The organism is Paracidovorax sp. MALMAid1276, from assembly GCF_049198005.1.
GTDB lineage: Bacteria > Pseudomonadota > Gammaproteobacteria > Burkholderiales > Burkholderiaceae_C > Acidovorax.
The window spans coordinates 1-23,245 of the sequence record NZ_JBMIRS010000215.1 but is presented as its reverse complement, the minus strand read 5'-3'; the positions used below and the strand labels follow the sequence as shown (position 1 = coordinate 23,245).

18 protein-coding genes and 1 pseudogene are annotated in these 23,245 nt (G+C 66.4%); 11 read left to right on the top strand and 8 right to left on the bottom strand.

The window, feature by feature from the left end; translation table 11 throughout:
* Nucleotides 1-67: 67 nt before the first annotated feature.
* Complete coding sequence (locus ACOQFS_RS17350) at nt 68-2,941, bottom strand: bifunctional diguanylate cyclase/phosphodiesterase (RefSeq protein WP_421564077.1); 2,874 nt, start codon at nt 2,939-2,941, stop codon at nt 68-70.
* Between the two features lie 165 nt (nt 2,942-3,106).
* Here ACOQFS_RS17350 and ACOQFS_RS17345 point away from each other — a divergent pair, with 165 nt between their 5' ends.
* The 3 genes from ACOQFS_RS17345 to rsxB all read left to right on the top strand — a co-directional run bounded on the left by ACOQFS_RS17345 (nt 3,107) and on the right by rsxB (nt 6,655).
* Nucleotides 3,107-4,189, top strand: coding sequence for a GTP pyrophosphokinase (locus ACOQFS_RS17345; RefSeq protein WP_421564076.1), 1,083 nt, complete (start codon nt 3,107-3,109; stop codon nt 4,187-4,189).
* Nucleotides 4,190-4,364: 175 nt separating this feature from the next.
* On the top strand, nt 4,365-5,927 hold the full coding sequence (locus ACOQFS_RS17340) for a polyhydroxyalkanoate depolymerase (RefSeq protein ID WP_421564075.1): 1,563 nt from the start codon (nt 4,365-4,367) through the stop codon (nt 5,925-5,927).
* A complete protein-coding gene (gene rsxB, locus ACOQFS_RS17335; protein ID WP_421564074.1) occupies nt 5,924-6,655 on the top strand; it encodes an electron transport complex subunit RsxB in 732 nt (243 codons plus the stop codon). Before ACOQFS_RS17340 ends, rsxB begins: the two co-directional genes overlap by 4 nt.
* 73 nt (nt 6,656-6,728) lie before the next feature.
* Here rsxB and ACOQFS_RS17330 read toward each other — a convergent pair whose 3' ends face one another.
* On the bottom strand, nt 6,729-8,216 hold the full coding sequence (locus ACOQFS_RS17330) for a methyl-accepting chemotaxis protein (protein WP_421564073.1): 1,488 nt from the start codon (nt 8,214-8,216) through the stop codon (nt 6,729-6,731).
* A gap of 157 nt (nt 8,217-8,373) precedes the next feature.
* Here ACOQFS_RS17330 and dapC point away from each other — a divergent pair, with 157 nt between their 5' ends.
* The 6 genes from dapC to ACOQFS_RS17300 all read left to right on the top strand — a co-directional run bounded on the left by dapC (nt 8,374) and on the right by ACOQFS_RS17300 (nt 16,117).
* Nucleotides 8,374-9,585 (top strand): succinyldiaminopimelate transaminase, encoded by a 1,212-nt coding sequence (gene dapC, locus ACOQFS_RS17325; protein WP_421564072.1) that lies wholly within the window; start codon nt 8,374-8,376, stop codon nt 9,583-9,585.
* Nucleotides 9,586-9,605: 20 nt separating this feature from the next.
* Nucleotides 9,606-10,439 (top strand): 2,3,4,5-tetrahydropyridine-2,6-dicarboxylate N-succinyltransferase, encoded by an 834-nt coding sequence (dapD, locus tag ACOQFS_RS17320; RefSeq protein ID WP_421564071.1) that lies wholly within the window; start codon nt 9,606-9,608, stop codon nt 10,437-10,439.
* Nucleotides 10,440-10,514: 75 nt separating this feature from the next.
* The gene (locus ACOQFS_RS17315) at nt 10,515-11,678 is read left to right on the top strand and encodes a PilT/PilU family type 4a pilus ATPase (protein WP_421564070.1); all 1,164 of its coding nucleotides are present in this window, start codon (nt 10,515-10,517) and stop codon (nt 11,676-11,678) included.
* A gap of 163 nt (nt 11,679-11,841) precedes the next feature.
* A complete protein-coding gene (gene dapE, locus ACOQFS_RS17310; protein ID WP_421564069.1) occupies nt 11,842-13,038 on the top strand; it encodes a succinyl-diaminopimelate desuccinylase in 1,197 nt (398 codons plus the stop codon).
* Nucleotides 13,035-13,967: a 50S ribosomal protein L3 N(5)-glutamine methyltransferase gene (gene prmB, locus ACOQFS_RS17305; protein WP_421564068.1), complete on the top strand. Its 933-nt coding sequence runs from the start codon at nt 13,035-13,037 to the stop codon at nt 13,965-13,967. The genes dapE and prmB overlap by 4 nt, the downstream gene beginning before the upstream one ends.
* Nucleotides 13,968-14,059: 92 nt before the next feature.
* Nucleotides 14,060-16,117 (top strand): ABC-F family ATP-binding cassette domain-containing protein, encoded by a 2,058-nt coding sequence (locus ACOQFS_RS17300; RefSeq protein WP_421564067.1) that lies wholly within the window; start codon nt 14,060-14,062, stop codon nt 16,115-16,117.
* Between the two features lie 371 nt (nt 16,118-16,488).
* Here the strand turns inward: ACOQFS_RS17300 and phbB are convergent, their stop codons facing one another.
* The 3 genes from phbB to ACOQFS_RS17285 form a co-directional block, all read right to left on the bottom strand.
* Complete coding sequence (gene phbB / locus ACOQFS_RS17295) at nt 16,489-17,226, bottom strand: acetoacetyl-CoA reductase (protein ID WP_421564066.1); 738 nt, start codon at nt 17,224-17,226, stop codon at nt 16,489-16,491.
* 257 nt (nt 17,227-17,483) lie between these two features.
* Nucleotides 17,484-18,662, bottom strand: a complete 1,179-nt coding sequence (locus ACOQFS_RS17290) for an acetyl-CoA C-acetyltransferase (RefSeq protein ID WP_421564065.1) — start codon at nt 18,660-18,662, stop codon at nt 17,484-17,486.
* A gap of 73 nt (nt 18,663-18,735) precedes the next feature.
* The gene (locus tag ACOQFS_RS17285) at nt 18,736-20,436 is read right to left on the bottom strand and encodes a PHA/PHB synthase family protein (RefSeq protein ID WP_421564064.1); all 1,701 of its coding nucleotides are present in this window, start codon (nt 20,434-20,436) and stop codon (nt 18,736-18,738) included.
* A 148-nt stretch (nt 20,437-20,584) separates the two neighbouring features.
* Between ACOQFS_RS17285 and ACOQFS_RS17280 the strand changes: the two genes are divergently transcribed.
* Nucleotides 20,585-20,935 (top strand): hypothetical protein, encoded by a 351-nt coding sequence (locus ACOQFS_RS17280; protein WP_421564063.1) that lies wholly within the window; start codon nt 20,585-20,587, stop codon nt 20,933-20,935.
* On the opposite strand, the gene pgeF is transcribed toward ACOQFS_RS17280, so the two are convergent.
* The 3 genes from pgeF to ACOQFS_RS17265 all read right to left on the bottom strand — a co-directional run bounded on the left by pgeF (nt 20,855) and on the right by ACOQFS_RS17265 (nt 22,920).
* Complete coding sequence (pgeF, locus tag ACOQFS_RS17275; protein ID WP_421564062.1) at nt 20,855-21,688, bottom strand: peptidoglycan editing factor PgeF; 834 nt, start codon at nt 21,686-21,688, stop codon at nt 20,855-20,857. The genes ACOQFS_RS17280 and pgeF overlap by 81 nt on opposite strands.
* Before the next feature lie 5 nt (nt 21,689-21,693).
* Nucleotides 21,694-22,362, bottom strand: coding sequence for a maleylacetoacetate isomerase (gene maiA, locus ACOQFS_RS17270; RefSeq protein WP_421564061.1), 669 nt, complete (start codon nt 22,360-22,362; stop codon nt 21,694-21,696).
* 102 nt (nt 22,363-22,464) lie between these two features.
* On the bottom strand, nt 22,465-22,920 hold the full coding sequence (locus ACOQFS_RS17265; RefSeq protein ID WP_421564060.1) for a MarR family winged helix-turn-helix transcriptional regulator: 456 nt from the start codon (nt 22,918-22,920) through the stop codon (nt 22,465-22,467).
* A gap of 176 nt (nt 22,921-23,096) precedes the next feature.
* Between ACOQFS_RS17265 and ACOQFS_RS17260 the strand changes: the two are divergent.
* Nucleotides 23,097-23,216 (top strand): annotated as a pseudogene (locus tag ACOQFS_RS17260) (FAA hydrolase family protein); the annotation flags it as partial.
* Between the last annotated feature and the right edge of the window lie 29 nt (nt 23,217-23,245).

Below are 23,245 nucleotides of genomic sequence, written 5' to 3'. Positions count from 1 at the left end.
GCGCCGGGCGCGCCTTGATTGCAGCGTGGCCCGACCCAGACACGCTCGCACCGCCCATTTCTCGGTTTCAGTGGACCAGGAGCCGCTCCACCCACACCCCCAGCGGCTCCGGCCGCCCGAACAGGTAGCCCTGCAGGCATTCGCACTGGTTCTGGACCAGGAAGTCGGCCTGGGCGCGGGTCTCCACCCCTTCGGCCACCACCCGCAGCTTCAGGTGGCTGGCCACCGCCAATATGGACTGCACGATGGCCGTGTCGCTGGGGTCGTCGGGGGTGTCCTGCACAAAGCTCTTGTCGATCTTGAGCTCATACAGCGGCAAGCGCTTGAGGTAGGCCAGGCTGGAATAGCCCGTGCCGAAGTCGTCGATCGAGAAGCGCACGCCCAGGCCCACGATTTCCGTCATGCGGGCGATGGTGTCGTCCAGGTTTTCGATGAGCAGGCTCTCGGTCACTTCGAGGATGAGGTTGGCCGGGTCGGCGCCGGTGTGGGCCAGCACATGGCGCACGCGGTCGACGAAATCGTCCTGGCGGAACTGCCGCTCGCTCACGTTGACGGACAGCGACAGGGCCTGTCCGCTGGCCTGCAGGCGGGCCAGGGTTTCGCAGGCCTGCTGGATCATCCAGTCGCCCATGCGCAGGATGAGCCCCGACGCCTCTGCAATGGGGATGAAGCGGCTGGGCGGCACGTTGCCACGCACCGGGTGGTTCCAGCGCATCAGCAGTTCGCCGCCAACGACACGGCCCTGGGCGTCGACCTGGCTTTGGACGAAGGCCGCGAGCTGGCCTTCGGCATGGGCTTTTTTCAGGTCCTGCTCCAGCGCCAGGCGTTCCTGCACGTCGGCGTGCATGGCGGCCTCGTAGAAGCGGATGCGGTTGCGGCCCAGGTCCTTGGCGCGATACATGGCGGTGTCCGCTTCGCGCAGCAGGTCTTCCACGCCCTCGCCGCGCTTGGGAAACAGCGTGATGCCAATGCTGCCGGTGGCGCTGTACAGGTGCGTCTCGATCGCGTAGGGCGCCTCCAGTTCGGCGCGCAGATCTTCCGCCACCAGCAGTGCCGTGCGGCCTGCGGTTTCCACATCGGCAGCCAGGTTGTGCACCAGCAGCACGAACTCGTCGCCGCCCAGGCGCGCAACGGTGTCGCCCGGTCGCATGTGCCGCTGCAGGCGCTGCGCCACCTGCACCAGCAGCGCATCGCCCACGGTGTGGCCGCGCGCGTCGTTGATCTGCTTGAAGTCGTCAAGGTCCAGGTACAACACTGCGCCCACCTGGGCGCTGGCCTGGGCGCTGGCCAGCGCATGTTCCAGGCGGTCCAGCAGCATCCGCCGGTTGGGCAGACCCGTGAGCGCGTCGAAATAGGCCAGCTGATGCGTGCGCGCCTCTGCCCGCTTGCGCTCGGTGATGTCGCGCGACAGTGCGATGAAGCGCGGGACCTCCGATTCCTGCACCGCGTCTGTGCCCTCGCCGCCTTCAGCGCGCTCGGGGACTTCTGCGGTTTCCTTGCGCGCGATCGACAGCTCGAACCAGTGCGCCTTGCCGTTCAGCTCCAGCTTGAACTGGTGACCTGCCGAGTAACCCGTGCGGTGGGCGGTCTGCAGGGCGGCATGGCAGCCTGCTACGGCCTCCGGCGGCACGACTTCGGACAGGAGGCGTCCCAGGAACATTTCGGGCGGCACGGCCAGCATGTCGGAGCCACCGGATCGGAAGCGAAGAATGCGCCCGTTCAGCCCCAGTTCGAACAGCAGGTCGGGGATGGCGCTCAGGGTGCTTTCGAGGTCATCGCGCGCGGCGCGCAGTTCGGCGGTCCTGCGGTCCGCGAGGGCCACGGCGCGCTCGCGGCCGGTGGCCAGCAGCCAGGTAAACCAGGCCAGCAGCAGGCTGATGGCACCGCCGATGACCGCGACGGCATGGTGGCTGCCGTCCTGGTGGCGCAGCGCAAAGCTGGGCAAAGGCCGCATGTACAGCGTCCAGGTGCGCCCCCCGACGTCCAGCGTTCGCACACTTTGCAAGCCGCCGTGGGCCCTGCTGGCGCTGCTGTCGGCCTGGGTCGTGGCTGGCGGGCCATACAGCCGCGTGCCAGTGGCACCGGCCGGGCCGTCATACAGGGATACGCCGATGTCCGGGTCCAGCTCGCGCGCCATGCCGTCGATGACATCGCCCGCGCGGAACGGCGCGGACACCCACCCCAGCAGGCTGGCCCGCCGCGCCGCGCCGCTGCCGGCGTCGGCCTGCGGTGCATACATCGGCAGGAACATCACCACGCCGGGAATGCCGCTTTGCGGCGCTTCGTCCGGCTGAAGGGCCATGGGCGCCGTCAGGGCCAGCGCGCCCGTGTCCCGCGCCTGCTCCAGCGCCTGGCGCGCGGGCGATAGCGTCAGCATGTCCAGGCCCAGCGCGCGCAGGTTGTCGCCGCGCAGGGGCTCGATGTGCGTGATGGGGGCATAGGCGGGGCGCGCACCGGGCGGCCGCACCGAATATTGCTGGTAGCCGCGCCGGCGCATGTCCGCGACATGCTGCTCGAGCTGGGGTTCGGTGAGCTGCAGGATCAGCGCCACGCCCTGCAGCCCCGGGCGGGTTTCCTGCAACTGCAGCGCCTCGACATAGGCCCGGAATTCCTCGCGGTCGATGCTCTCCGAGCCCTCGAAATAGCCCTTGACCCCGCGCAACACCACCTCGTAGGTGGCCATGCGGTCCCGCAGGTTGTAGGCGACCTGATCGGCAGCCACCTCGAAGTTTTGCACCCGTTGCGCGCGGGTGTGGGTCTCCTCGGCCTGCCAGTACAGGTAGGTGAGGCCCAGCATGATCAGCCCCACCAGCGGCGGCAGCACCACCGGCACCCAGCGGTGGCTGGTGGCGGCATGGGGACGCAAGCCTGCGGCGGGCGGGCCCGAAGCGGTGGAGGCGTCGCTATCGTCGGCGGGGGATGGAATGGTGGGCTCTTGCATGGAGGGGCGCAGGGGCGTGCACCATTATGGGCTGCTGTCTGTCATCGCCAAGTGGCATTTGCCCACATACTCACCGCAGTGGGGCACTGTGGCCCCTCCACGACGCCGCTTGCCGCGATCCTCCGCGCCAACCGGGCCTGCCCTCGTTTCATCAGCGCTTCTCACATGCCGTCCCTCGACTTTGATCTGGAAGAAACCCGGTTTCGCACTGCCTACGCCCAGCGCGAGGCCTCCCTGCAAAAGGCTTGCGCCGCGCTCACGGCCCTGGTGTCGGCGGCCGTGGCGCAGGCCGGCGGTGTGGACGTTGCGAAGGTGGAAGGCCGCGTCAAGGACACGGACGAGTGCATCCGCAAGTTCGTGCGCAAGTACCGGCCGGCGCTCGAAGAGTCCAACACGCCCTATGACATCGAGACCTACATCACCGACCTGGTGGGCATCCGGGTGGTGTGCCTGTACGAGGACGAGCTGGAGAAGGTGGCGCAGGTGCTGCGCGCCCGTTTTGCCGTGATCGACGTGACCGACAAGGTCACTGCCGTGGAAAGCACCGAGGCGTCGTTCGGCTACAAGGGACTGCATCTGGACCTGAAGCTGCGCTCGGCCGACCGGGAGCTGCCCGAGCACGCGGCCTATGCCACCCAGCCGTTCGAGCTGCAGGTGCGCACCATCATCCAGGATTCCTGGAGCGTGCTGGACCACAAGATCAAATACAAGAAGTCGATCCCCGGGCAACTCAAGCGGCGCATCAACGTGCTGGCGGCCTTGTTCGAGTTGGCCGACCGCGAGTTTCGCCAGATCCGCGACGCCACCGCCGCCGAACTGCTGGAAGCGCCGGACGAGACCGCCGAGCCGGTCGACGATGCGGCCGATGCCGTGACCCCGGCGCGCGGCGGCCCGGGCAGCAGCGAGCTCAATGCGTTCACCTTCCTCAAGATCGCCACGCATTTTTTCAAGGACTTCGAGTTCGAGCCCTCCAAGGTGGACGGGTTTGTGGATGACATACAGCTGTGGTCGCCGGGCCTGACCCGGGCACGCTTCAACACCCTGCTGCGTGAGACGGTGGGCACGGTGAAGCGCTACAAGCAGCATTTTGAAGAGCAGAACCCGCAGGGCAGCTTCAACCCCTACACCGTGATCCGGCATTGCCTGTACCTCAGTAACAAGTCGGTGTTTCGCCCCGCGCTGCGCAATTCGGCCCGCGAGGCTTTCGAGGCTTGGCTGCTCGAACACCCGCACGCCTCACCCCAGTAACATTTAGATAAAAACCGCCTTCAGCGCTTATCTGATAACGGTTTATAGCTATCATTTTTGATGACTCTGGCGACTCCACCCATGTCGCAAAGGCGACTGAGGATTGGTGGTTATCCTCCATGCACTGGTTATCAAGTGCTGCTATATTGCACTGCAACAAACGGAGTTTCGCCCCATGCTTTACCACATCTACGAAACCCAGCGCTCCCTGATGGAGCCCTTCACCGACTTTGCGCAGGCAGCCGCCAAGCTGTTCAGCAACCCCCTGTCCCCCTTCAGCGAAAGCCCCTTTGCACAGCGCATGTCGGCAGGCTACGAGCTGCTGTACCGCCTGGGCAAGGACTACGAAAAGCCCGCCTTCGGCATCCACACCGTGGATGTGGACGGGGTGGGCGTGGCAGTGCACGAGAACGTGGAGGTGGACAAGCCCTTCTGCGAACTGCGCCGCTTCAAGCGCTTCTCGGACGACACGGACACGCTGGCCAAGCTCAAGGCGCAGCCCGTGGTGCTCATCGTGGCACCCCTGTCAGGCCACTACGCCACGCTGCTGCGCGACACCGTACGCACCATGCTCAAGGACCACAAGGTCTATATCACCGACTGGAAGAACGCCCGCCTCGTGCCGCTGGCAGACGGCGAATTCCACCTCGACGACTACGTGAACTATGTGCAGGACTTCATCCGGCACCTGCAGGGCATCTACGGCAACTGCCACGTCATCAGCGTGTGCCAGCCCACGGTGCCCGTGCTGGCCGCCGTGTCGCTGATGGCCAGCCGGGGCGAAACCACGCCCTTGTCCATGACCATGATGGGCGGGCCCATCGATGCGCGCAAGTCGCCCACGGCGGTGAACAACCTGGCCACCAACCGCAGCTTCGAGTGGTTTGAGAACAACGTGATCTATCGCGTGCCCGACAACTTTCCCGGCGCAGGGCGGCGCGTGTACCCCGGCTTCCTGCAATACACGGGGTTTGTGGCCATGAACCCCGACCGCCATGCCAGCAGCCACTACGACTACTTCAAGGACCTGATCAAGGGCGACGACGCCAGCGCCGAAGCCCACCGCAAGTTCTACGACGAGTACAACGCCGTGCTGGACATGGACGCCGACTATTACCTGGAGACCATCCAGACGGTGTTCCAGGACTACAAGCTGGTGCATGGCACCTGGGACGTGCGCTCCCCCGAGGGCAAGGTCGAGCGCGTGCGTCCCCAGGACATCAAGGCCACAGCCCTCTTCACGGTGGAAGGTGAGCTGGACGACATCTCCGGCTCCGGCCAGACGGAAGCGGCCCACGGCCTGTGCAGCGGCATCGTGAGCAAGGAGCAGCGCCACATGGAGGTCAAAGGTGCCGGGCACTACGGCATCTTCAGCGGCCGCCGCTGGCGCGAGATGGTGTACCCCCAGGTACGTGCGTTCATCCTGGAGCATGAAAAGCCGCAGAAGAACGCCGCCGCCCCAGTGACACAGACCTTCGAGGACGCAGCTCCCCCACGCAAGACGGCGACCCCCAAGGCTGCCGCCAAGGCCACGAAAGCCACCAGCCCTGCCAAGACAAGCACCAAGGCGTCCGCACCCGCTGTGACGGCTACGGCCTCGGCGCCAGGCGCGGTGGCCACACGCTGGGTGAAAACCGGTGCCGCCGCCGCCGACGAGGCCCCGCCCGCTGATGCCGGCATCACCAAGGCCGTTGCGTCCGCCGCGCGCCCCCGCCGCAGCGCGGCCCGCAAAGGTTGATCGCCCACCCGCGCGCTCCCTCGCCCGCCGCGCTCTCAGGCCTTGCGGCTCGGATTGACGCTGCGCTGCCGCAGACGCAGTGCACCCGCTGCGGCTACCCCGACTGCGCCGCCTATGCGCAGGCCATTGCCCAGGGCGCTGCCGCCATCAACCAGTGCCCGCCGGGCGGCGCCGAAGGCGTGGCGCGCCTGGCCGCCATCACCGGCCTGCCGGCGCTGCCCCTGAGCGTTGCGCATGGCGTGGAAGCACCCCGCACTGTGGCCTTGATCGACGAGGCCTGGTGCATCGGTTGCACGCTGTGCATCAAGGCCTGCCCGACCGACGCCATCGTCGGCTCCAACAAGCGCATGCACACCGTGATCGAGCCCTACTGCACCGGGTGCGAGCTGTGCGTGCCGGTGTGCCCTGTCGACTGCATTCAGCTTGAAAACGCCTCGGGCGATGCCACAGGCTGGGCAGCGTGGTCAGCGCCCCTGGCCGAACAGGCGCGCCAGCGCTATCAGCGGCACCGGCAACGCCTGCCGCTCGAAGATGTGGACGCTGCCGAGGAGCCCGACCCAAGTGCGCCAAGCCCGGCCGCGGTGGTGGCGGACCGTGCCGAAGACAGCGGGGAAACTGCTGCTAGCACCGCGGCTGCCGCAGCGCGCCAGGCCGCCATCGCCGCAGCGCTGGAGCGCGCCCGCCAACGGCGCGGGCCCGCTCCCAAATCGGGTTCCGAGCACGGGTGATAGCGCAGCGCGGCGCGCCTTTCAGCCAACGAGGCGTGCTACCGGGCGGCGCGTATGGCCTTTCAGCCCCGCGTCATCGCGCCGCCAGGGTCTTGTAGACACCGCAGCCCACATAGCCATCACCCGCACGGCTCACGTAAGACATCTTGGTCTGCACGGCCCCGGTGGCCGGGTTGGTGATGTCGTATTCCACCCACCCCGGCGCATGGTCTGCCTGCGCCACGATGTCGCGCACCAGCTGGTCGCCCGCGATGCCCGGAATGTCCTGCACCCGCGTTCCCACCTTGGCGGGGTTGCCCCCGAACGCCAGATAGGTGCCGCTCGTGTCCAGCACGAACACATACATGTCGCGGTCGTGGAACGGCTGGTTCTTGTCGGTGATGCTGCGCAGGAACTGGTCGCGCGAGGTGGTCTTGTGCAGGGCCATCGCCTTGTGGACCAGCGCAACGGCCTCTTCCGCCGTGCCCTGCTGCAGCCGAAAGGCCGCCACCGCGCGCGACAGTGTCGAGGCCCGCTGCTGCAGCGCCTTCGCCTGGTGCACGGCCTGGCCCACCATCTGCGCGTTGTGCTGGGTGATCTGGTCGAGCTGCTGCACGGCAGCGCTGATCTCGCGCAAACCGGTGCTCTGTTCGGCGCTCGAGCCCGAGATCTCGCTCATGTTGGCCGCCACGCTGCGGATGCCGCCGGCCATGCTGGCAATGCCTTCACCCGCCGAACGTATCAGCCCGGCGCTGGCCTCGACCTGGCTGACCGACGCACCGATCAGCTCGCGGATCTCGCGCGCCGCATCACCCGACCGCTTTGCAAGCGTGCGCACCTCTGCGGCCACCACGGCAAAGCCCCGGCCCTGCTCGCCGGCACGGGCGGCCTCCACGGCGGCATTCAGCGCGAGGATGTTGGTCTGGAACGCGATGCTGTCGATGACGCCGATGATCTCCGTCATGCGCCGCGCGCCCTGCTGGATGGCCTCCACCGACTGCACGGCGCGGGCCATGGCTTGCGAGCCGGTGTCGGCCGCCTGACGCACCCCGGCCGCGCGCGCATCGGCACTCTGCGCGGTCTGGGCGTTGTTCTGTACGGCGGATGACAGCTGCTCCACACTGGCTGCGGTCTGCTCCAGGTTGGCCGCCTGCTGCTCGGTGCGGTCCGCCAGCGATCGGTTGCCGTCCGCAAGGCTCTGCCCGGCGTGCGCCACCAGTGCGGCATTGCTGCGGATGTCCGCCACCATGGACGACAGCGTGAGCACCATGCGGTCGAGCGACTGGGCCAGGGCGCCAACCTCGTCGGCCCCGTAACTGCCCTTGTGGGCGCGAAGGTCGCCGCCGGTCGTGAGGTCCATGGTCCTCGCCAGTTCCGCCAGGTCGGTGGACAGGCTGGCATACAGGGCCAGCAGCATGTAAAGCGCAAGTGCCGACCCCAGGGCCACCGCCCACCAGGGCGCCGCCGCCGCCGCCAAAGCGACCGCCAGTGCCGCCACCAAGCCCAGCGTGAGCAGCTTGCCGGGCAGGTGCCATCGGCGCATCCACCAAAGACCCGGGCGAAGCCCGACGAATCCAGCCATGTTGTCTCTCTTGTCGTTATTGCCAACCGCATGCGACGCTAGGGACGCGCTCTTACGTTCCACTGACAAAACCGGCGGACCAGGGTTTGCGATAGGCGGACGGTGCGCCTGCACAAGCATGAAGCCCGCACCGCGCCGTCGCCCATAATGTCGCCCCATGAACCCCCTGCTCTCCCACCTGCAGCCCTATCCGTTCGAGCGGCTGCGCCAGCTTTTTGCCGGGGTGACGCCGCCTGCGGCGTACAACCCCATCAGCCTTGGAATGGGTGAGCCGCGCCATCCTACACCGCCATTCATCAAGGATGCACTTTGTAACAACCTGGGCGGGCTGGCGGCCTACCCCGCCACGGCTGGCGAGCTGCGCCTGCGCGAGGCCTTCACGCAGTGGCTGCACAAGCGATATGCGCTGTCGCTGGACCCCAGCACCCAGGTGTTGCCTGTGAACGGTTCGCGCGAGGCACTTTTCGCCTTTGCCCAGACGGTCATCGACCCCTCGCGCGGGCAGCCGCTGGTGGTGTGCCCCAACCCGTTCTACCAAATCTACGAAGGCGCCGCGCTGCTGGCCGGGGCCGAGCCCTATTACGCCGCCAGCGACCCGGCCCGCAACTTCGCCGTCAACTGGGACGCCGTGCCCGACAGCGTGTGGCAGCGCACCCAGCTGCTGTTCGTCTGCTCTCCGGGCAACCCCACCGGCGCAGTGATGCCGCTCAGCGAGTGGAAAAGACTGTTCGAGCTGAGCGACCGCTACGGCTTCGTGATCGCCTCGGACGAGTGCTACAGCGAGATCTACTTCCGCGACGAGCCGCCGCTGGGCGGCCTGCAGGCGGCCCACAAGCTCGGCCGGGGCGACTACCGCAACCTCATCGCGTTCACCAGCCTGTCCAAGCGCAGCAACGTGCCCGGCCTGCGCAGCGGTTTTGTCGCGGGCGACGCCGGCCTGATCAAGGCGTTCTTGCTCTACCGCACGTACCACGGCAGCGCCATGAGCCCCGTCGTGCAGGCCGCCAGCATCGCCGCCTGGGGCGATGAGAAGCATGTGGCGGAAAACCGCACGCTCTACCGCAAGAAGTTTGCGCAGGTCACCCCGCTGCTGGCGGGTGTGATGGACGTGGCGCTGCCCGACGCCGGTTTTTACCTCTGGGCCAAGGTGCCCGATGCGCTGGGCATGACCGATGCCGAGTTCGCGCGGGCCCTTCTGGCTCAATACAATGTGACGGTGCTGCCGGGCAGCTACCTGGCCCGTGAGGCCGGAGGCAGCAACCCCGGTGCCCAGCGCGTGCGCATGGCCCTGGTGGCCGAAGCCGAAGAGTGCGTGGAGGCCGCACTGCGCATCGTGCAATTCATTCAATCCCGTACTGCCCGCCAGTAAGACAGACCCTTGCAAGCAACATGACCCAACAACTCCAAACCATCATCGACAACGCCTGGGACAACCGCGCCAGCCTCTCGCCCGCTGCCGCCCCCAAGGAGATCCAGGACGCTGTCGAGCACGTGATCGCCGAGCTGAACAACGGCCAGCTGCGCGTGGCCACCCGCGAGGGTGTGGGTCAGTGGACCGTGCACCAGTGGATCAAGAAGGCGGTGCTGCTGTCCTTCCGCCTGAAGGACAACGAGCTCGTGAAGGCTGGCGACCTCGGCTTTTTTGACAAGGTGCAGACCAAGTTCGCCCACCTGTCCGAGGACGAGATGAAGGCCACCGGCGTGCGCGTGGTGCCCCCGGCCGTGGCGCGCCGCGGCAGCTTCATCGCCAAGGGCGCGATCCTGATGCCCTCGTACGTGAACATCGGCGCCTATGTGGGCGAAGGCACCATGGTGGACACCTGGGCCACCGTGGGTTCCTGCGCGCAGATCGGCGCGGGCGTGCACCTGTCGGGCGGTGTGGGCATTGGCGGTGTGCTGGAGCCTCTGCAGGCCGGCCCCACCATCATCGAAGACAACTGCTTCATCGGCGCGCGCTCCGAGGTCGTTGAAGGCGTGGTGATCGAAGAAAACGCCGTGCTGGGCATGGGCGTGTACATCGGCCAGAGCACCCCCATCTTCAACCGCGCCACGGGTGAAATCAGCTACGGCCGCGTGCCTGCGGGCTCGGTGGTGGTCAGCGGCAATTTGCCCAAGACGGCCGCCAATGGCGCGCCCTACAGCATGTACGCCGCCATCATCGTCAAACAGGTCGACGCGCAGACGCGCTCCAAGACCAGCATCAACGACCTGCTGCGCGACTGAGAACTGCGCCGCCGTTGATCGCCGCCGCACCGACCGACTGTCCGACCGACCGACCGACAACAAGAGGGGAACACCATGAGCACGATGGAGCGGATTCTTCGCCTGATGAGCGAAAAGAAGGCATCGGATGTCTACCTGTCGGCCAATGCCCCGGCGCTGATCAAGATCAACGGCGAGTGCGTGCCGATCAACAACCAGATCCTGCCGCCCGACGCCCCGCGCAACCTGCTCTCCGAGGTGGTCCCGCCCGACCGCATCGAAGAGCTGGAAGAGACCGGCGAGCTGAACATGGGTGTGCCGCTCAATGGCGTGGGGCGGTTTCGCGTCAGCGCCATGCGCCAGCGCGGCAGCTACGCGGTGGTGATCCGCTTCATCTCGCAGCAAATCCCGGAGTTCGACTCGCTGGGCCTGCCGGCCACCATGCGCGACCTGATCATGGAAAAGCGCGGCCTCATCCTGATGGTGGGGGCCACCGGCTCGGGCAAGAGCACGTCGCTCGCGTCCATGATCGACACGCGCAACGAGTCGCTGACCGGCCACATCCTCACCATCGAGGATCCGGTCGAATACCAGTTCAGGAACAAGAAGTCCATCGTCAACCAGCGCGAAATCGGCAGCGACACGCAGTCGCTGCAGATCGCGCTCAAGAATGCGTTGCGACAGGCGCCGGACGTGATCCTGATCGGCGAGATCCGCGACCGCGAAACCATGTCGGCCGCCATTGCCTACGCGCAATCCGGCCATCTCTGCCTGGCCACGCTGCACGGCAACAACAGCTACCACGCGCTCAACCGCATTCTGTCGTTCTACCCCGTGGAGGTGCGCCCCACGCTGCTGGGCGACCTGGCCTCCGCGATGAAGGCCATCATCTCGCAGCGCCTGGTGCGCACGCTGGACGGCCGGCGCACCCCCGCGGTGGAGGTGATGCTCAACACCAAGCTGGTATCCGACCTGATCGAAAAAGGCGACTTCTCGGGCGTGAAAGAGGCCATGGAAAAGTCCATGGCCGAAGGCTCGCAGACGTTTGAAGAAGCCCTGGCCAAGCTCATCATGGACGAGAAGATCGACCGCAAGGAAGGCTTGGCCTATGCCGACTCGCCCACCAACCTGATGTGGCGCCTGCAGAACGACTTCTCGCTGGCGGCCAACGCCGCCAAAGCGCAGAAGGAAGCACGGGACACGCCAGACGATGCGCCTTCGTTCACCGAAATCGTGCTGGATGTGAAACCTGCAGTGTGACCCCCCTGAGTCGCCTTCGGCGCCTTCCCCCGCTGGGGGACGACGCCTTCGCTGCGAGGCGCCCCTTGCTAGGCGTCTCTCGCCTTGGCCACGCCAGTTTTTAAGGCCGCGCCCTTGGCAACTGATTGTTTGAATGTCATCCCCCTTTTTCGCCCGCGCCCCGATGTCCCGCACCCTGCACCTTGCCGAACAGCTGATCTCCCTGCCCTCCATCACCCCCGAGGACGCGGGCTGCCTCGACCTGCTGGCGGGGCGGCTGGCACCGCTCGGGTTTGCGTGCGAGCGGCTCGACAGCGGCCCGGCGGATTTTCGCGTCAGCAACTTATGGGCAAAAAGGCCATCAGCGCTTGATGGCAAAGGAAAGATAGCTATCAAAACGGTAGTGTTTGCGGGCCACACCGATGTGGTGCCCACCGGCCCGCTGGCACAGTGGAGCAGCGATCCCTTCGTGCCCACCCACAAGGACGGCAAGCTCTACGGCCGGGGTGCCAGCGACATGAAGACCTCGATCGCGGCGTTCGTGGTGGCGGTGGAGGAGTTTCTCGCGGCCACGCCAGACCCGCTGATCCACATCGCCTTTTTGCTGACCAGCGACGAGGAAGGCCCCTCGGTCGACGGCACCAAGGTGGTGGTCGAGCAGCTCAAGGCGCGTGGCGAGCCGCTGCACTACTGCATCGTGGGCGAACCCACCTCGGTCGAAAAGACCGGCGACATGATCAAGAACGGCCGCCGAGGCACCCTGAGCGGCAAGCTCAGTGTGCGCGGCATCCAGGGCCACATCGCCTACCCGCAGCTCGCCCGCAACCCCATCCACCAGGCCCTGCCCGCGCTGGCCGAGCTGGCCGCCACCGAATGGGACCGCGGCAACGCGTTCTTCCCGCCCACCAGCTGGCAGATCAGCAACATGCACGGGGGCACCGGCGCCACCAATGTGATTCCGGGCGAGGTGGTGATCGACTTCAACTTCCGCTTCTCCACCGAATCCACGGCCGAGAGCCTGCAGCAGCGCGTGCATGCGGTGCTGGACCGCCACGGCCTGGAGTACGACCTGCGCTGGACGCTGGGCGGCCAGCCATTCCTGACCACGCCGGGCGATCTGGTCAGCGCGGTGCAGCAGGCCATCACGGCAGAAACCGGCATCACCACCGAGCTGTCCACCACGGGTGGCACCAGCGATGGCCGCTTCATCGCACAGGTCTGCCCGCAGGTGATCGAGCTGGGCCCGCCCAACGCCAGCATCCACAAGATCGACGAGCATGTGGTGGTGGCCGACATCGAGCCGCTGAAGAACATCTACCGCCGCACGCTGGAAAACCTGCATGCGCAGGCCCTGGCAGCGGCCACCACGGCGGCCGCATGAGCACCTCCCCGCTCGCATCCCCCACGGGCGACACCGTGGGCGCACTGGTCGAGTCCGGCGCGCAGTGTCTGTCTGCGGCCGGTGTGGCGTTTGGCCATGGCACCACCAACGCCCATGACGAAGCCGCGTGGCTGGTGCTGTGGCGCCTGGGCCTGCCGCTCGACAGCGACCTGGATTTGATAGCAAATCAGCCCGTAGCGCCCGACCAGCAAGCGCTGGTAGCTACACTTTTTGAAGAACGTATCGCCACCCGCAAACCTGCCGCCTACCTCACGCGCGAGGCCTGGCTGCAGGGCGTGCCGTTCTATGTGGACGAGCGCGCCATCGTGCCGCGCAGCTTCATTGCCGAGCTGCTGGCCGACGGCAGCGTGGACGGCTTTTTGAGCGACGCTACCCACCAGGTGCTGGACCTGTGCACCGGCAACGGCAGCCTGGCCGTGCTGGCGGCCATGGCCTGGCCCGAGGTGCAGGTGACGGGTGCCGACATTTCACCCGACGCGCTGGCCGTGGCCCGCATCAATGTGGACAAGCACGGGCTGCAAGGCCGCATCGCGCTGCAGGTCTCCGATGGGCTTGCCGATGTCCCCGGCCCCTGGGATCTGATCCTGTGCAACCCGCCCTACGTCAACGCCGCCAGCATGGCCGCCCTGCCCCGCGAGTACCTGGCGGAGCCCGAACTGGCGCTGGCCGGCGGCCAGGACGGCATGGACTTCGTGCGCCGGCTGTTTGCCGCCGCCCCCGCCTGCATGACCGAAGACGCCGTGATCATCCTGGAGATCGGCAACGAGCGCGCCTACTTCGAGGCGGCGTTCCCCCACCTGCCGGTTTTCTGGCTCGACACCAGCGCGGGTGAGGACCAGGTTCTGCTCGTCACCCGCCAGGCGCTGGCGGCGCAAAACGCGTCCACGACGCCACCCACGGCACAATAGAGGCCTGCGCCACTCTGCTGGCGCCTTGTTTTTTTGCATGCCACCCGCCGCGAGCCCCTGTGCCGGCGGGTGCGCCTTTTTCTGAATTCCGGATGATCACCCTCAAGAACGTCACCCTGCGACGCGGCACCAAGGTCGTGCTCGACAGCGTCTCCACCACCATTAACCCCGGGGAAAACGTCGGCCTGGTGGGCCGCAACGGGGCGGGCAAATCCAGCCTGTTTGCGCTGCTCAGCGGCAAGCTGCACGAAGACGGCGGCGACTTTCACATCCCGTCGAGTTGGCGCATGGCCGAGGTGGCGCAGAACATGCCCGAAACCGACCAGTCGGCCACCGACTTCGTGCTGGAGGGCGACACCCGCCTGGCCGAGGTGCAGCAGCAACTGGCCGAGGCCGAGGCCAGCGACGACGGCATGGCCATCGCGCATGCCTATTCCGACCTGCACGATGCCGGTGCGCACGACGCCGTGGCCCGCGCCCAGGCACTGATCCTGGGCCTGGGCTTTCGCGTGAGCGAGCTGGACAACCCGGTCAACAGCTTCTCGGGCGGCTGGCGCATGCGCCTGCAGCTGGCCCGCGCGCTGATGTGCCCGAGCGATTTGCTGCTGCTGGACGAGCCGACCAACCACCTGGATTTGGACGCCCTGGTCTGGCTGGAAGCCTGGCTCAAGCGCTATGCGGGCACCATGATCGTGATCAGCCACGATCGCGAGTTTCTGGACGCCATCACCAACGTCACCCTGCAGATCCAGCAAGGCGAGCTGAACCGCTATGGCGGCAACTACAGCAAGTTCGAGGAACTGCGCGCCCAGCAGCTCGAATTGCAGCAGGCCAGCTTTGCCAAGCAACAGGAAAAGATGGCCCACCTGCAGAAGTTCATCGACCGCTTCAAGGCCAAGGCCAGCAAGGCCAAGCAGGCACAAAGCCGGGTCAAGCAGCTCGAACGCATGGAAAAAATCGGCCCCGTGCTGGCCGAGGCCGAATTCACCTTCGAGTTCAAGGAACCGGCCAATCTGCCCAACCCCATGCTCGCCATCAGCGATGCCTCGTTCGGCTACGTGGACGAAGAAGGCACGCCCACCACCATCCTGTCGGGCGTCAACCGCTCGGTACTGGCGGGCCAGCGCATCGGTATCCTGGGTGCCAACGGCCAGGGCAAGTCCACGCTGGTCAAGACGATTGCACGCACCATGAAGGCGCTCGGCGGCAGCATCACCGAAGGCAAGGGCCTGAACATTGGCTACTTTGCCCAGCAGGAACTGGACGTGCTGCGGCCCGCCGAAAACCCGCTGGAGCACATGATCCGCCTGGCCAAGGAGCTGGGTCCCGACGCCAAGCAACCCAGCCGCGAGCAGGACCTGCGCAGCTACCTGGGCAGCTTCAATTTCACCGGCGACATGGTCAAGCAGGCCGTGGGCACCATGAGCGGCGGCGAAAAGGCCCGCCTGGTGCTGGCCATGATCGTCTGGCAGCGCCCCAACCTGCTGCTGCTGGACGAGCCGACCAACCACCTGGACCTGGCGACCCGCGAGGCATTGGCCATGGCGCTCAACGACTTCGACGGCACCGTCATGCTGGTCAGCCACGACCGGGCGCTGCTGCGCTCGGTCTGCGAGGACTTCTGGATGGTGGGCCGCGGCGTGGTGGGCCCGTTCGATGGCGACCTGGACGACTACCAGCGGTATCTGCTGGAAGAATCGCGCCGCCTGCGCGAGGAGGCCCGGCAGGCCGAACAGGAAGATCTGGCGGCCAGCAAGGCCTCCGCCACGGCGCCTCTCGCTGCGCCAGCGGCGGCTGCGTCGGCTGCACCCGCCCCGGCGTCTGTGCCCGAAGCGGCGCCGCAGGGCGACCAGCGCGAAATGCGCAAGCAGGCGGCCCAGTCGCGCCAGGCACTGGCCGAAAAGACCCGCCCGCTGAAGAAGGAACTGGAGCAGATCGACAAACGCCTGGCGGCCCTTGCCGCCGAGCGCGCGCAACTCGAAACCCGGCTGGCGCAACCCCTGCCCCCGGCGGAAATCGCAGACTGCGGGAAACGGCTCAAGGCCGGCAATGACGAAACCGCCCAGCTCGAAGAACGGTGGCTCGAAATTTCTTCGGCGCTCGAAGAAATTTCCGCGGCGGCGCTGGGCCGAAGATGTAAAACCCTGTAAATTTTGTTGGCCTTTTTGCCTCTCAACGCTTGTCCATAAATAACCTATAGCTACTGAATTTGTAGCAAAAATTGGGAGCAAAAGCAGGGTTCAAACAGTTGCATTTTTTTTGCAGGAAGCGTCAACCTGCGGTCACGGCCTTGCGTTGTGGGTACATCTCAGGAGTTTTCCAACATGAACACCACTGCAATTTTGTCCGCCTGGCCCGAAGACGAACGCGACCGTAAGCGCGCCCCGGCCCGTTGCTGACGGAAGGAGCGGCAGCCCCTTCCCCATTGCGGGCAGCCCCTTCCCACTTTTGATCCTCTCAACAAAAAACCCCGCATTGCGGGGTTTTTTGTTGCCTGCGCTGCAGGTTTTGACGGGCGGAATCAGCCCATGTGCAGGCCGCCGTTGACCGAGAAATCGGCGCCCGTGGCATAGCCGCCCTCTTCCGATGCGAGCCAGGCGATGATGGACGCGATCTCGCTGGGCTCGCCCAGGCGCTTCACCGGCACGGTGGCGACGATCTTCTCCAGTACGTCAGGGCGGATCGCCTTGACCATGTCGGTGCCGATGTAGCCCGGGCTTACGGTGTTCACCGTCACGCCCTTGGTGGCCAACTCCTGCGCCAGAGCCATGGAAAAACCGTGCATGCCGGCCTTGGCGGCCGAATAGTTCGTCTGGCCGGCCTGACCCTTCTCCCCATTGACCGAGCTGATGTTGATGATGCGGCCCCAGCCCTTTTCCACCATGTCCGCCACCACCTGCTTGGTCACGTTGAACATGCTGTTGAGGTTGGTTTCGATGACGGCGTCCCAGTCTTCGCGCGACATCTTGAGGAACATGCGGTCGCGGGTGATGCCGGCGTTGTTCACCAGCACGTCGATGGTGCCGTGCTCGGCCTTGGTCTTGCTGAAGGCCTCCACCGTGGAATCCCAGTCGCCCACATTGCCCACCGACGCGTAGAAGGTGAAGCCCTGGGCCTTCTGCTCGGCAATCCATTTGGCGTGGTCGCGTGTCGGGCCGCAGCCGGCGATGACCTTGAAGCCCTCCTTGTGCAGGCGCTGGCAGATGGCGGTGCCGATGCCGCCCATGCCGCCGGTGACGTATGCAACTTTCTGGCTCATGTGATTTCTCCTTTTTTGGGTGATGTGCTCACCGCCACTCTACCCAAGAAATCCCGGTGCGCGGTGAAGGTAAACACTGAACCTGTTTGGTTTTTGGCGCATCGGCCTGCGTCACACGCCTGACGCACGAAAGCGGTCGCAATTCGTCACATTTTTGGTGCACGCTGCCGCGCTTCGGGCACTGCGTCGCGCCCCGGAAAAAGAAAGGCCGCGCGATGGCGCGGCCTTTCAGATGCCATGGCAGCGGCGAGGCGGTATCAGCGCTCCACAGCCAGCGAAACCCCCATGCCGCCACCGATGCACAGAGCGGCCAGGCCCTTCTTGGCATCACGGCGCTGCATTTCGTGCAGCAGCGTGACCAGGATGCGGCAGCCGGACGCGCCAATGGGGTGACCAATGGCGATGGCGCCGCCGTTCACGTTGACCTTGGCGGGGTCAATGGCCAATTCCTTGTTCACGGCGCAGGCCTGGGCGGCAAAAGCCTCGTTCAGCTCGAACAGGTCCACGTCGGCGGCATTCCAGCCCGCGCGCTGCAGGGCCTTGCGCGAGGCGGGCACCGGGCCCATGCCCATGGTGGCGGGGTCCAGGCCGCTGGTACCGAACGCCGCGATGCGGGCCAGGGGCTTGAGGCCCAGGGCGGCCGCCTTCTTGGCGCTCATCACCACCACGGCTGCGGCGCCATCGTTCAGGCCCGATGCGTTGCCTGCCGTCACGCTGCCGGCCTTGTCGAACGCAGGGCGCAGGCCGGCCAGCGCATCAGCGTTGGTCTTGCGGTTCAGGTATTCGTCGGTGTTGAAGACGATGGGGTCGCCCTTCTTCTGCGGCAGGCTCACGCCCACGATTTCGTCGGCAAACTTGCCGGCGTCCTGCGCGGCGGCCGCCTTCTGCTGGCTGGCCAGGGCCAGCGCGTCCTGCATGTCGCGCGTGATGCCGTACTGCTTGGCCACGTTCTCGGCCGTGATGCCCATGTGGTATTGGTTGTACACGTCCCACAGGCCGTCCACGATCATGGAATCGACCATCTTCCAGTCGCCCATGCGCTGGCCATCGCGCGAGCCGTTGAGCACGTGGGGCGCCAGGCTCATGTTCTCCTGGCCGCCAGCCACCACGATCTCGCTGTCGCCCCAGGCCACGGCCTGCGCAGCCAGCATCACGGCCTTCAGGCCCGAGCCGCACACGGCGTTGATGGTGAGTGCAGGCGTTTCCTTGGCGACACCGGCCTTCATGGACGCCTGGCGCGCGGGGTTCTGGCCCACGCCGGCCGTCAGCACTTGGCCCATGATGACCTCGCCGATCTGGTCGGACGACAACCCGGCGCGCGCGATGGCTTCGCGGATCACGATGGCGCCCAGTTCGCTGGCGGGCGTCTTGGCCAGGGCGCCGCCAAACTTGCCTACAGCGGTGCGGGCGGCCGAAACGATGACGATGTCTTCCATGGTGTTGTGTCCTTGTCGTTGAGGGTTGTTGCTCGGTGATTCTCGCAGTGCTGAAAGTCAGGACTTTTGCGTATCACGATTTCTGCTTGACGTAGCTGCCAGGCGCCGGCTCGATGGCCTTGAACTTGGTGCCCTTGCCATAGGCTTTGGGCGCCGCAATCTGCTTGCCTGCGTGGCTCTTGAGCCAGCCGGACCAGTCGGTCCACCAGCTGCCGGGGTGCTCGGTGGCGCCTTCGAGCCACTGGTCGAGCGTGGCCGGAAATTTGCCGTCGGCGCGTGTCCAGTGGCTGCGCTTGCCCTTGGCGGGTGGGTTGATGACGCCCGCAATGTGGCCCGAGGCGCCCATCACGAAGCGCTTCTTGCCCGGCAGCACCTGGGTGGACGCGTAGGCTGCCGTGGCCGGCACGATGTGGTCTTCGCGCGAGCCGTAGATGTAGACCGGCAAGTCCAGGTCGTTCAGGTCGAGCTTCTCGCCGCACACCGTGAGTTTGCCGGGCTCCACCAGGTTGTTTTCGAGATAGAAGTTGCGCAGGTACCAGGCGTAGAACGGGCCGGGCAGATTGGTACTGTCGCTGTTCCAGTACAGCAGGTCGAATGGCGGCGGCGTTTCGCCCTTGAGGTAGTTGCCCACCACGTAGTTCCACACCAGGTCGTTGGGGCGCAGGAAGCTGAAGGTCGAGGCCAGGTCCTGCCCCTTCATCAGGCCACCCTTGCCCATCTGCATCTCGCGGAACTTGACGAAGGCTTCGTCGATGAACACGTCGAGGATGCCGGTGTCGGTGAAATCAATCAGCGTGGTGAGGAAGGTGGCGCTGGCCACGGGCTCGTCGCCGCGCGCTGCCAGCACGGCCAGCGCGTTGCTCAGGATGGTGCCGCCCACGCAGAAGCCCAGCGCATTGATCTGCGCGGCGCCAGTGATGTTCTGCACCACGTCGATGGCCGCCATGGCGCCGTCTTCCACGTAGTCGTCCCAAGTCTTGTGGCCCAGGTCTTCGTGCGGGTTGCGCCAGCTCACCACGAAGGTGCGGTGGCCCTGCTCCACCGCATAGCGGATCAGCGAGTTCTCGGGCTGCAGGTCGAGGATGTAGAACTTGTTGATGCACGGCGGCACCAGCAAAAAGGGCCGCTCGTACACCTTGGCCGTGAGGGGCTTGTATTCGAGCAGCTGGAACAGCTCGTTCTCGTACACCACGGCGCCTTCGGTGGTGGCCACATTGCGGCCCACCTCGAACAGGCTCTCGTCCGTCATGGAGACATGGCCTTGCGAAATGTCGTGCAGCAGGTTCTGCATGCCCTTGGCGATGCTTTCGCCCTTGGTCTCGATGGCTTTTTTCTGGGCTTCGGCATTGAAGGCGAGGAAGTTGCTGGGCGCCATGGCGGCCATCCACTGCTCCACGCCGAAGCGGATGCGGGCCTTGGTTTTCTCGTCGGCCTCCACCGCGTCGGCCAGCCCCATCAGGGTGCGGGCGTTGAGCAGATAGGCCGCCGCCGAGAAGGCGGCCACCGGGTTGCTGGCCCAGCCTTCGCCGGCAAAGCGCTTGTCCTTGACCTCGGGCGTGCCCTGCAGGCCCTGGGCCCACAAGGCCCGGGCCTCGCTGAGGTACTGCTCCTGCAGCGCCTTGAGCTTGGCGGGGGAGAGTTGCACCGCGGGCGCCGCCGCTACCGGGGCGCCGAGGTTCATGGACTGGAACGACTGCAGTGCCTGTGACCAGCTTTGTTCGACAATCTGCTGGAACTGCTGAGCGCTTTGGGCCCAGGGTGACTCAGAATTCATGCTCTTTATTCCTTGTGTTTGATCGCTCGCAACGTCGGGGGCCTGGGTTCAGGGCCATTGTTGCCCACCATCTCCGCCATGGCAACGGCTTGCCCCTGACAGCCTCCCGAATCTCCTCACCCACACCCTTTTTCAACGGCCCAAACCAATGTACCTGATCGTGATTGCGTGGACGTATGTCACCCTGATGATGGCCGTGGCCGAAGCGACCAGCCCGCAGGGCACGGTGCTCGCGGCCATCATCACGTTTGCGCTGTATGGGCTGCTGCCCATGGGCATCCTGGTCTACATCCTCGGCACTCCGTCGCGCAAGCGCGCGATCAAGGCGCGTGAAGCCGAGGAGCAGGCAGCCTACGACGCCGAGCAGGCGGCGCTGCGTGAAGACAACCCGACGGAAGCCCCATCGGGCGGCTCGGCATCAACCGCGCCAGATGCAGGCCGCGAAGCGGCCGCTGCCCCCGAGGGCGACGCTGTCGCGCCGGTGCGAAAAGAAGGTTGAAGCCTGGGTCACGGTGCACCACGGCGCCGTGCTGTCGTTGCCGTAGACCTGCGTGATGCCCAGCGCCCGAAGCCGCCGGCGCGCAAGGCCCGCCAGATCGCACAGAAACTTGCCCGCTGGCCCGGGCCGGGGCACAAAGCAGCACTGCGCGCCCGGGTCCACGCTGCAGAACGCTGCCCGCACGTCCTCACCCACCTCAAACGCTTCCGGCCCGATACAGGGGCCCAGCCAGGCCAGCGTGCCGCCGGGAACTTCACTTTTGATAGCTGCCAACGCTTGTCCATCAAGCGCTAGGGCACTAAAACGTTCAAAAACCGATTCCAGCACGCCCCGCCCGCCATGGCCTGCCAGGCCCCGCCAGCCTGCATGGGCCGCCGCCACCACGGCGCCCGATCGGTGGGCGAGCAGCACGGGCAGGCAGTCGGCCACCATGATGGTGCAGACCGCGCCTGCCACGCGGGTCGTGCAGGCATCGGCCTCAGTGCCGTCGGGGGTGTGGAGGTCGAGATCGGCCACGCCCACGCCGTGCACCTGGCTCAAGAAGGTGGCGCGGGCGCCCGGCGTGCGGGCTTGCAGCGCCGCCTGCAGCACCTGGCGATTGGCGCGCACGGCCTCGGCATCGTCGCCCACATGGGTGCCCAGGTTCAGGCTGTCGTACGGGGCAGCGCTGTGGCCGCCCGCGCGCGTGGTGCACAGCGCGTGCACGCCCGGCGGCGCAGGCCAGTCGGGCACCCACCAGTCGGCGTGTGCCATGGCGGTCAGGCTTCGAAGTCCGGGCAGGCCGAGGGCTGCGCCGCCTGGAACGCGGGCAGCGACATGCAGGCGTCGAACGCGCCCAGGGTGAGGGGCAGGCCCTCCAGGCTCACGTTGAAGCGCTGGGCGTTGAAGATCTGCGGCACCAGGCAGCAATCGGCCAGCGTGGGCGTGTCGCCCCAGCACAGCACCGACGGTGCCAGTCCCTGGGCAGCGCGCTCGCGGGCCAGCAGCGCCAGCTGGCGCTCCAGCACCTCCAGCCCATTTCGCACCCAGTGGTGGTACCAGGCGTTCTTGGCGGTTTCGTCCACCTTCAGCTCATGCACCAGGTACTTCAGCACGCGCAGGTTGGCGATGGGGTGCACGTCGCAGGCCACCGTTTGCGCCAGTGCGCGCACGCGGGCGCGGGCGAGAGGCGTGGTGGGCAGCAGCGCGGGTGTAGGGTGGGTTTCGTCCAGGTATTCGATGATGGCCAGCGACTGCGACAGCGCCGATCCTGCGTCGGTGACCAGCGTGGGCACCAGCGAGTCGCCGATGCGCTCGGCATAGCCCGGCGCCTTGTGCTCGCCCTTCACCAGATGCACGGGCCTGTAGTCGAAGCTGAGGCCCTTGAGCGCCAGTGCGATGCGCACGCGAAACGATGCCGAAGAACGGAAGTAGCTGTAGAGCTGCATGGGCAAATCTCAAATCTTTGTGGATACGAAAAATTCACGGACTGCGGCACCACCCCGCAGCCTGGGTCGGTGTGCCACCGTGCGGCTCAGCCTCTCAGCCCGTCAGGCGCCCAGGGTGCCCGCCGGGTCCTTGTGGTGGTAGACCACCTTGGTGAGGATGGACATCAGGTCTTCCCGCTCCTGGGCGTTCAGCGGGGCCGTGAGGCGCTCCTGCACACGCTGCGCGGCGTCGCGCATCTGCAGGGCGGCCACCTCGCCCTCGGGGGTGATCCACAGAAGCTTGCGGCGGCGGTCGCGGGTGTCGGGCTCGCGGCGGATCCAGCCGCGTTTTTCCAGGCGCCCGATGACCGAGCCCGAGGTGGCGGCATCAAACGCCACGCGCGACGCGAGCGTGACCTGGTCTTCGCCTGGGCGGGCCAGCAGCTCGTGCAGGATGGCGAACTGCACCGGCGTCACGTCGAACCCTGCGGTTTCTTCCATGAAAAGCGCCACGGTGCGCTGGTGGGCGCGGCGCACCAGGTGCCCTGGCGTGTTGTGGAAATCGAAGCTCTGTGCCATGGGCGCGAGTGTAGCGCCCCGCAGCAGGCGGCCCTCGGCACGCGCCCTGCAGCCATGGCACACTGCCGCAGGGCGCCCGCAACCCCCGGTTCTCCCTGAAATGGCCCGCACCACCGGCACGGCAGCGTGCCGGCCCCGCGGCCCTCTCCCCCCCAGCTGAAAGAAGACGAGCAGACATGACCCCGAGCTATGTGTTTCCCCCCGCCCCTGTCGCCAGCGTGCCCGTGGTGGGCCAGAGCGAGCGTTTTCCGGTGCACCGCATCTACTGCGTGGGCCCCAACTATGAAGAACACCCCTAGGAAATGGGCTTCACCGGCCGCGAACC